The organism is Actinopolymorpha alba DSM 45243 (genome assembly GCF_000373925.1).
Taxonomy (GTDB): Bacteria; Actinomycetota; Actinomycetes; order Propionibacteriales; family Actinopolymorphaceae; genus Actinopolymorpha; species Actinopolymorpha alba.
The window spans coordinates 1-10,064 of the sequence record NZ_KB892710.1 but is presented as its reverse complement, the minus strand read 5'-3'; the positions used below and the strand labels follow the sequence as shown (position 1 = coordinate 10,064).

Sequence of the window (10,064 nt, the reverse complement as noted above, 5' to 3'; positions counted from 1 at the left end):
ATCCTTGAAGCAGGGCGGGCAGTGCGCCAACACAGCAGCCACAGCAAGACTCAAAGACTCGCCCCAACAGGCGACCTTCCGCGCGGCCTGAAGCAACACGCCAAGCTCGAACCCATTACACGCCGACCGATCGACAGCAGCGAACGCCGCCACCAATCCCGGCCCGGGTGCCATGTCAGCAAACCCGGGCGGGAGCGGTGAGATCCGCACACCATCACCGTCGCTCATACGTTCGATCTTACTCCACCAAGATCACTCCCGCAACCAGCGATGACCGCAAGAATCCTTATTCACAAGGTGTTTCACTGCCGCGATAGGGGCCTTGTCGGAGTTCGCGACGGCGGTCTGTGTCTGGCCCAGTCGCCGGTCAATCTGCATGGGCAGGAGCGCCCCGACCGCGATGCGGCTCAATCACGCCGCGCTCAATCACGCCGCGCTCGATCACTCCACACTCGACCACCCCGCACTTAATCACGCTGTGCTTGATCACAAATGGGCAAAGCATCAAGACGGTCCCTTTTGTCCTGCAACGTTTCGCGTGTTGCCGGCGTCTTGGCAATCAGCCGGCGGTGATCTCCACCTCTAGCCGGCGTACTCACGGCAAGGGGGGTTTCATGGCATCACGTTTCCGCTACGGCGGCCGCCTGCTCGCCGCAGCCACGGTGACCGCACTTTTGGGGAGCGGCACCGCGTTCGCATTGCCGGCGAAGTCCGAACCACAGTTTCGCCTGGTCAGGGCTTCGACGTCCGTGATCCTCGACCGGTGGGAGGAAGAAGGGGTCTATCTCGACCTCGGCACCCATGTGGTGGCCGGCAAGAATCCATTCGAGATCTGGGCGAAACGCGCGACCTACAAGGATCCCGTGGTCGCGACCCAGGTCATCCGCACCGGCGGCTCGAAGCGCCGGGTGCCACTGCCCGCGGGCGTGGTGACGGACTTCACCGGTTTCCGCGACTTCACCCATGTGACGATCAAGAATGCTGCCGGCAAGAAGGTCTTCGAGCGCGACGACGATTTCTGTCCGAATTCCTACAGTTCCGCGAGGACCCGCCCCGACGCACCTGACAAGTCGCCGTATCCCATGGGTTGCCCGTCGAACCCATTCACGCTGGGCTCGGTCTGGGGAATCCAGGCGGGTTGGTCCGCGGCCACCTCCGAGGCATGGGAAGGCGGCCCAGTCGATCTGCCGGTGGGCAACTACACCGCGACGGTCACGCTCAACAAGACCTATCGCGAGCTGTTCAAGATCCCCACCACGCAGTCGTCGGCCACAGTGAAGGTCACTGTACGCACGCCACCTGACGACTGCGGCATGCCACAAGGAGCCGCGAAGGTCGGGCCGACCGGCTGCCTTCGGGCCGGCACTGCTCAAAGCCACCGCGCCAAGCCAACCTCGCCGGTCCCCCAACCAGCTGCCATCCGGCCGACCGGCAAACCGCGCATTCCCAAAGGCCCGAAGCCAGACCTGCGGTCCCTTCCTGCCTGGGGCATCCAGCTGACCGATGACTGGGACCGCGAAGGCGTGCGGGCGAAGACCCCGGCGCAGTACCTCGCGTTCAACGCGACGGTGTGGACGGCCGGGACGTCGCCGCTCGTCGTGGACGGCTTCCGGCGTTCTGGCGAAGACGTGATGGACGCATACCAGTACTTCTTCGACTCCAAGGGCAAGCAGGTCGGATACGCACCCGTCGGCGAGATGGAATGGGATGCCCGGGACGGCCACGAGCACTGGCATTTCCGGGATTTCGCGCAGTACCGCCTGCTCGACGCCAGCAAGAAGGTCGCCGTCAGGAGTGGCAAGGAGGCCTTCTGCCTGGCCAACACCGATGCCGTCGACTACACCATCCCGAACGCCAACTGGCGGCCTGAGGGCACCGACCTGCACACCGCGTGCGGTGACAAGTCTTCCTTGGCAGTACGCGAGGTGCTCGACATCGGCTCCGGCGACACCTATGCGCAGTACCTCCCCGGACAGTCGTTCGACATCACCACCCTGCCGAACGGCGCCTACTACATAGAGGTGGCCGCCAACCCCGACCACAGGCTGTACGAATCAGACACCACGAACAACGTCTCGTACCGCAAGGTCATCCTGGGCGGGACGCCCGAAGCGCGCACGGTGACGGTCCCGCCGTACGACGGGATCGACGCCTGACGGACCGTACGCCTGACGGACCGTACGCCTGACAGTCGGAACCTAGACTGACAGCGAGACTGGTACGTACGAACGTCGCGAAGCTCCATCGCAAATGCCAAGCACCAAACCGGCGGTCCTCCTACCCGGCCGGCTCCCCGCGGAGTTGACCAGCTTCGTGGGCCGCCGGCGCGAACTCGCTGAGACCAGGCGGCTGCTCACCCGCAGCCGCCTGGTCACGCTCACCGGCATGGGCGGGGTCGGCAAGACACGGTTGGCACTGCGGGTCGCCGCCGACGTCCGCCGGTCGTTCCGCGACGGTGCCTGGTTTGTCGAGCTTGCCGACCTGCACGAGCCCGAACTCCTCGCACCCACCCTGATGAGTGCGCTCGAACTCCGCGACGGGACCGAGCACTCGATCGACCGGCTCGCCAGCTATCTGGAAGACAGGCAACTCCTTCTCGTGCTCGACAACTGCGAGCAGCTCTCCCATGCCTGCGCGATTCTCGCGAGCAAGCTGCTGGCCGCTTCGCCCGGGCTGAAGGTCCTGGCCACCAGTCGCCACGTCCTGGGCGTGGAGCGCGAGCAGATTCTGGCCGTACCCCCGCTCTCCATGCCGGACCCGGACCAGGCGGTCGGGGCCGGCAGTGCGACCCACTACGAGGCGGTGGCGCTCTTCGTCGACCGCGCCCAAGCCGTCCTCTCCGACTTCGAGATCGACGACGACAACCGCGATGCCGTGATCCAGCTCTGCCAGCGGCTGGAGGGTGTCCCGCTCGCGATCGAACTCGCCGCCGTCCGCGTGCGGGCGCTCTCGGTGCGGCAGATCCTCGACCGGCTGGACGACCGCTTCCGTCTCCTCACCCACGGCAGCAGCGTCGCACCACCGCGCCAGCAGGCGCTGCGGGCGGCGGTGGCCTGGAGCTTCGACCTGTGTACGCCGGCCGAACAGCTGTTGTGGGAGCGGCTTTCGGTCTTTTCGGGCGGCTTCGACCTGGCCGCGGTGGACGCGATCTGCGCGGAGGACGGCCTGGCCGGCGAGCAGGTGGCGGGGCTCCTCGCGGGACTGATCGACAAGTCGGTCCTCACCCGGGAGGCGGAAAGGTACGGCCCGCGGGCGTGGTACCGCATGCTCGAGACCATCCGGTTGTACGGCCACCTGCGGTTGGCGGGCACGGGGGATGAACGCACGGTGCGGCTGCGGCACCGCGACTACTACCGCGAGCTGGCGCAGCGGTACGACGCGGAGGGCTTCGGCCCCGATCAGGTGGGCTGGTTCGAGCGGCTCTACCGCGAGCACCCCAACCTGCGAGCGGCGCTGGAGTTCAGCCTCAGCGAGCCAGCTGAGGCGCCCGCCGCACTGGAGATCGCGGCACCTTTGTGGGGATTCTGGACCGCCGGTGGCTCGCTCCGGGAAGGACACAACTGGCTTGCCCGGGCGCTTGCCAGCGCACCGGAGCCGACCCTGGATCGCGCCCACGCGCTCTGGGCGGCGGCGTACCTCGCGATGCTGGCCGGCAGCTTCGACGAGTTCCGTCACCTCCTCGCCGAGTGCGCCGAACTGGAACGGCGGTTCGACAACCCCCTCCTGCGGGCGCGGATCGCGGAGTGCGCGGGCCAGGCCGCGATGTTCCTCGGTGACCTGGACGAGGCTGTGCCGATCCTCGAGGACGGGCTCGACGGCCACCTCGCCGCCGGCAACCTGATCGGGGAGTTCGACTGCCTCCTCCTGCTGGCCATCTGCCACTTCTTCCTCGACGATCCCCGGATGTCCGGGTTCAGCGAGCGGGCGCTGGAGCTGGCCGAGCGCTCGGGCGCCGACTGGTCCAGGTCGTACGGCCTCTTCGGCATCGGGATCATCCGCTGGCGCGAAGGCGACTTCCACGGCGGCAGCCGAGTGCTCCGCGAGGCGATCGCGCTCAAGGAAGCACTGAACGACCGCACCGGGATCGCGTTCTGTGTCGAGGCGCTCGCCTGGTGTGCGGCCTCCGTCAAACCAGACGACCACGCGGCCCGGTTGATGGGCGCGACACAGGCGATCTGGCGGGTCAGCGGGGTCACGGTGGCCGAGGTCGGGGCGTACTACCGGTTCGACGAGCTGTCGAGTTCTCGGGTGCTCACCGCGATCGGTCCCGCCGCGTTCGAGCGGGCGTACGCCGAGGGCGCGGCGTTCAGCTTCGAGGAGGCGGTGGCGTACGCGAAGGAGACCGGCATCCGGGCCCCGACCACCCACGCCGCGTCCCTGACCAGGCGGGAGCGCGAGGTCGCCACGCTGCTCGCCCAGGGCTTGAGTAACAAGGAGATCGCCGCCCGGCTCGTCGTCTCCCCGCGTACCGCCGAGACGCACGTCGAGAACATCCTCAGCAAGCTCGGATTCACCTCCCGCGCCCAGGTCGCGAGCTGGCTCGCCGAGCATCGGGACTGACGTCCCGCACCAGGGGGCGTTGTTCAGAAACTCCATGCGGGGCCAAGGTCCCCCTGGTTGGAGCCCCAAATGATCACGTTTACGTGGTCATTTGGGGCCTCACACAGCAGCGCGGCGACCACGAGTTTTGAAAAGGCCCCCCAAGGCCCGGGACTAAAGTCCCGGACTGAGGTCCCGAGGCTTCCTGCGTAGGTAGGGACTCAGGTCCCGGGACCTTCGACCCCCTTCAAAGGACCTTCTGGCACCACGTTATGCCCGAATGCGGACCGGTTTGACGGGTCAGAAGGCCGCCACGTCCAGCGCTGACACCTACGTACGCAGGACGAAAGTACGTAGCCATCTCGGTATGAGTCCCGATGCCGTAGGCCCTTGGACCGAGGGAACGTGGTCAAACGACCTGGAGACCGATGACGAAAGTCCTGAGGTAGTCAAATGCTCCAGCAGACCAGCCCGAGGCCGACGCCCGGCACCAGCCGGACCCCGCGGCCCCTCGACCTGCCTGGATGTGAGGCGGGATGCCAGGAAATCGTCTCCTGGTCTGAGAACGCCTACTTCGACGCGCCTCGTACCCGACTCCACCACGCCCACCCCAACTCTGGGCCGGGCTGGTGGCGCAACGCGGTGATCTACCAGGTCTACGTTCGTAGCTTCCACGACACCAACGGCGACGGCATCGGCGATCTCGACGGTGTCCGCAGCAAGCTTCCCTACCTGCGGTCCCTGGGTGTCGATGGTATCTGGCTCAACCCGTTCTACCCCTCCCCCGGCCACGACCACGGCTACGACGTCAGTGACTACCAGGCCGTCGACCCCGACTACGGAACGCTCGAATGCTTCGACCGGCTCCTGCGGGACGCGCACCTGCAGGGCATGAAGCTCATCATCGACGTCATCCCGAACCACTGCTCCATCGAGCACCCCTGGTTCACCGCGGCGCTGGCCGCCGGACCGGGCAGCCCCGAACGCGCCCGCTTCCACTTCGCGGACGGGAATGGCGAGAACGGCGACGAGCCCCCCAACAACTGGCGCTCCATCTTCGGCGGCCCGGCCTGGCAGCGCTGCGTCGAACCCGACGGCACCCCTGGGCAGTGGTTCCTGCACACCTTCGCCCCCGAGCAGCCCGACTTCAACTGGGGCCACCCCGACGTCGCCGCCCATTTCGAACAGATCCTGCGGTTCTGGTTCGAACGGGGCGTTGACGGGTTCCGGATCGACGTCGCGCACGGACTCCACAAGGCCGCCGGACTTCCTGACCACGAGTCCGCCGACGCCGACGAGCTGACCGGACACCCCCTCAACCCGTACGCCTGGAACCAGCCCGAGGTGCACGACGTGTGGCGGCGGTGGCGGTCGATCGCCGACGAATACACCGAGCGAGACGGACACGAGCGAGTCCTGATCGGTGAGGTCGGCGTCCTCGACCCCGCGCAGCTGGCGATGTACCAGCGCCCCGACGAACTCCACCAGACCTTCTACTTCGAGTTCCTCCACACCAACTTCGAGGAAGAGGGCCTGCGCGAGGTGATCAACTCCGGGCTCGCCTCCATCGCCGATGCGGGTTCCGCGGTCACCTGGGTCCTCAACAACCACGACATGCCGCGCGCCGTCACCCGCTACGCCGGAGGAACGCCGGGCGGCACGGCGGGCGACCGCGAGCTAGGCACCACCCGCGCCCGTGCGGCGGCCATGCTGATGCTCGCCCTCCCCGGAGCGGCCTACCTCTACCAGGGCGAGGAACTCGGCCTGCCCGAGGTCGTCGACCTGCCGGAGGACGTCCTCACCGACCCGATGTACCACCGCAGCAATGGCATCCGCCGGGGCCGTGACGGTTGCCGGGTGCCCCTTCCCTGGAGCACCGAGCAGGCCCACCTCGGCTTCTCTCCCGCCGCCAACGGGACCGCGCCCTGGCTGCCGCAGCCCGAGTGGTTCAAGCACCTGGCGGCTGACCAGCAGCTCGACAACCCCGAATCCATGCTGAGCCTCTACCGCCAGGCGATCGCGGTGCGGCGGGAGACCCCCGCTCTGTCCGCGCACGAGCTCCAGTGGCTCGCCACCGAGCCGGGCGTCCTGGCCTTCAGCCGGGGTGACGGGTTCACCTGCGTCCTCAACTGCTCCAACCAGCCGGTCGTCTCGCCCGTGCAGGGTGAACTCCTCCTCGCCACTGACGACGAGGTCGGCGAGAAGATGCCGCCGAACTCCGCGGCCTGGTGGCAGCTGCCGCACCCGACCAGCTGAGGCACCTGCTACACCCGACCGGCTGAGGCGCCTGGCTCACCCAACGAGCTGACCTCGGGGCGCCTCTCCCGGCTAGGCTGCCCGTATGGGCGCCGTGACTGACCGGCGGATCGGCAGCCTCGCCCTTGACATTCCTCGCCTCGTGGGCCGCAGGGGTGAGCTCGCCGAGATCAAGGACCTGCTGTCCACTGCGCGGCTCATCACGCTGACTGGCGTCGCCGGCGTCGGCAAGACGCGGCTCTGCCAGGAAGTCGCCATCCAGGTGCAGGACGTGTTCGCCGACGGCGTCTGCTTCACGGAGCTGGCGCCGCTGCACGACGGTGGGCTGCTGGCACACACGATCGCCATGGCGCTGGACATACCCTCCCAGTCAGCGCAAGATCCGCTTGACGATCTTGTCGAGTTCCTGCGGGGCAAGAACCTTCTGCTGGTCCTCGACAACTGCGAGCATCTTGTCAACGCCTGTGCCGACGTTCTCAGCACACTGTTACAGGCCGCACCTGACCTCCGCGTCCTCGCCACCAGCCGGCAACCTCTGGACATTACGGGCGAACACGTCTGGCTCGTCCCCCCGCTGCCTGCGCCGGTCGACGCGCTGCCACCCGCGAGCGGCACCGAGTACGCCTCCCTGAACCTCTTCGCGCAGTGCGCGGCCACTGTGCGACCCGGCTTCCGGATCACCGGGGAGAACCGCCGTACGGTCGCGGAGATCTGCCATCAGCTGGACGGGATCCCCTTGGCGATCGAGTTGGCTGCCGTACGACTGGCGGGGATGTCCCTCGAACAGCTGCTGATCGGCCTGCAGGACCGCTCCGGGTGGCTGACCGCTGACGAGCCGGCCGCCGTCGAACGCCACCGGAGCCTGCGCGCCGCCATCGACTGGAGTTTCCGGCTGTGCTCGCCCGGCGAGCAACTGATGTGGGAACGGCTGGCGGTGTTTCCGACCAGCTTCGACCTCGAGTCCGCGGAGCGGGTCTGCGCCGGCGACGGAGTTGGCGGCGACGTCGATGCGGTGCTCGATCTGGTGGCCGGCCTGCTGGACAAGTCGATCCTGACCCGAGAGGAACGCTACGGCCGGGTGCGCTACCGGCTGCTGGAGACGATCCGACAATACGGTCAGGAGAAACTCCACGATTCCGAGCAGGATCTCGCCTTCCAGCGGCGCCATCGGGACTGGTGCCAGAAGATGGCCGAACAGGACGCGGCCGGCTGGATCGGGCCCCATCAGGAGTCGCAGGCCACCCAGCTGCGGCTCGAGCACGCGAACATCCGGTCCGCGCTCGACTTCTCACTCACCACTCCCGGCGACACGCGGGTCGGACTCTTGATGGCCGCGACGTTGTGGTTCTACTGGATGGCCTGCGGGATGCTCGCGGAGGGGCGTTACTGGATGAACCGCGCCCTTCGGGTCAATCAGCAACCTTCGGCGGATCGAGTCCGGGCGGCGTGGATCAACGGCTGGATCGCCGCACTACAAGGCGATACAGCCACGGGCACCGCGATGGGCGAGCTGTGCGTCGCCTACGGCCAGGAACACGACGACAGCGTCGCGCTGGCCTGCGGCATCCACGCACTCGGCATCAACGCATTCCTGGCGGACGACCTGCCGCGGGCCAGGACCCTGCTGCGGGAGGCGGCCCAACGACTCACGGTCGAGTCCGCCAGGGCGCCGCACGACAGCGCTCTGGAGGGCGGCGCCCTGATGACGCGCGCCCAACTCGGGGCAGTCCTCACATTCCTCGGCAGTGCCGAGGAGGCTTCCCGACTGTGTGAAGACCTCCGCGCGATCTGCGAACGCCGTGGTGAACGCTGGATCCACTCGTACGTCCTCTTCGACCTCGCGCTCGCGGAATGGCAGACCGGCAGGTTGGCGGAGGCGGCCGCGCACGCGCGGGACTCGTTGCGGATCAAGCGCAGCTTCAACGATCTGCTCGGCATGGCCCTGATCATCGATCTGCTGGCCTGGATCGCGGCCGCCGAGGGCGAGGCCACGCGAGCCGCGGTGCTTCTCGGCGCCGCACACCGGATGTGGCAACCACAAGGCCTGCCGCAGTTCGGGTCCAAGAGTTGGGGGATTCCCCGCGACGGGTGCGAAATCCGGTGCCGGAACGAGCTTGGCGAACGAACCTTCCAGGCGGCCCGGCACCGTGGCGGCGATTTCAGCACCGCCCAGGCGGTCGCCTACGCGCTGGCCGAGTGACGGTGATGGCACGAGCAGTGGCTAATCACACGCGATCACGGGCAGGAAATCTGCCCGCGGATTCGACGAGTTTCGTCGGACGGCGCACCGAACAGGCGGAGATCAAGCGTCTCCTGTCCCGTTCCCGGTTGGTGACGCTCACCGGCGTCGGCGGCGTGGGCAAGACCAGGTTGGCACTGCGGGTCGCGGCGGGTTTGCAGCGCGCGTTTCCCGACGGTGCGTGGCTGGTCGACCTCGCCCGGCTCTCCGATCCCCGACTGCTCGGGCAGGCCGTCGTCGAGGCGCTGGAGATCAGGGAGAGCTCGCCCCGGGATCCGATGGGCATCCTCTCCGACCACCTGCGGCAGCGGCGCCTCATGATGGTGCTGGACAACTGCGAGCACCTGCTGGAGGAGTGCGCCGTACTCGCCGACCGCCTGCTGCGTGCGGCGCCGTACGTCCAGATTCTGGCCACCAGCCGGCAGGCGCTGAACCTCCCGACCGAGCAGACCATGGCGGTGCCGCCGCTGTCGTTGCCTGAGCAGGACGGGGGCATACCATCCGTTCCCACGCTCGAGCAGTTCGAGGCCGTCGCGCTTTTCACCGAACGCGCCACCGCCGCACACCGGCACTTCATCCTCAGCGAGGACAACAAGGACGCGGTCGTGGGTATCTGCCAGCGGCTGGAAGGCATTCCGCTCGCGATCGAGTTGGCCGCCGCGCGGTTGCGGTCACTCTCGCCCGAGCAGATCCTCGAACGCCTCGACGACCGCTACCGCCTCCTCACCGCCGGGCCGAAGAACGTCGCACCACGCCACCAGACCCTGCGGGCACTCATCGACTGGAGCTACGACCTGTGCACCCCAGCAGAACAACGCTTCTGGGCCCGCTCAGCGATCTTCGCCGGCAGCTTCGACCTCGCCGCCACCGAAGCCGTCTGCGCCGACGACACCCAACCCGAGGACGTCATCGACCTGGTCACCGAACTCATCGACAAGTCGATCCTCGTCCGCGAAGAACACGCGGGCCAGGCCCGATACCGCCAACTCGACCTGATCCGGCAGTACGGACGGCACCGCCTCACCGACCT

The 10,064-nt window shown here is 67.7% G+C and carries 5 protein-coding genes and 1 pseudogene; 5 read left to right on the top strand and 1 reads right to left on the bottom strand.

What is annotated here, in order from left to right:
- A pseudogene (locus B141_RS51245) lies at window positions 1-228 on the bottom strand (DUF222 domain-containing protein); the annotation flags it as partial.
- Window positions 229-614: 386 nt separating this feature from the next.
- On the opposite strand from B141_RS51245, the gene B141_RS0105270 reads away from it, so the two are divergent.
- The 5 genes from B141_RS0105270 to B141_RS0105250 form a co-directional block, all read left to right on the top strand.
- Complete coding sequence (locus B141_RS0105270; RefSeq protein ID WP_020574128.1) at window positions 615-2,156, top strand: lysyl oxidase family protein; 1,542 nt, start codon at window positions 615-617, stop codon at window positions 2,154-2,156.
- Between the two features lie 94 nt (window positions 2,157-2,250).
- Window positions 2,251-4,560, top strand: a complete 2,310-nt coding sequence (locus B141_RS52150) for an ATP-binding protein (protein ID WP_020574127.1) — start codon at window positions 2,251-2,253, stop codon at window positions 4,558-4,560.
- Between the two features lie 432 nt (window positions 4,561-4,992).
- The gene (locus tag B141_RS0105260) at window positions 4,993-6,795 is read left to right on the top strand and encodes a glycoside hydrolase family 13 protein (protein ID WP_020574126.1); all 1,803 of its coding nucleotides are present in this window, start codon (window positions 4,993-4,995) and stop codon (window positions 6,793-6,795) included.
- A gap of 85 nt (window positions 6,796-6,880) precedes the next feature.
- Window positions 6,881-8,995 (top strand): ATP-binding protein, encoded by a 2,115-nt coding sequence (locus B141_RS38970; protein ID WP_020574125.1) that lies wholly within the window; start codon window positions 6,881-6,883, stop codon window positions 8,993-8,995.
- A gap of 17 nt (window positions 8,996-9,012) precedes the next feature.
- Window positions 9,013-10,064, top strand: a 1,052-nt coding sequence (locus B141_RS0105250) for an ATP-binding protein (protein WP_020574124.1), incomplete at its 3' end; no start/stop codon positions are given.

Excerpts from the sequence above, each read along its gene's own strand:
- B141_RS0105270 (WP_020574128.1), top strand. The coding sequence starts at position 615 with ATGGCATCACGTTTCCGCTACGGCGGCCGCCTGCTCGCCGCAGCCACG.
- B141_RS38970 (WP_020574125.1), top strand. The coding sequence starts at position 6,881 with ATGGGCGCCGTGACTGACCGGCGGATCGGCAGCCTCGCCCTTGACATT.
- B141_RS0105260 (WP_020574126.1), top strand. The coding sequence starts at position 4,993 with ATGCTCCAGCAGACCAGCCCGAGGCCGACGCCCGGCACCAGCCGGACC.
- B141_RS52150 (WP_020574127.1), top strand. The coding sequence starts at position 2,251 with ATGCCAAGCACCAAACCGGCGGTCCTCCTACCCGGCCGGCTCCCCGCG.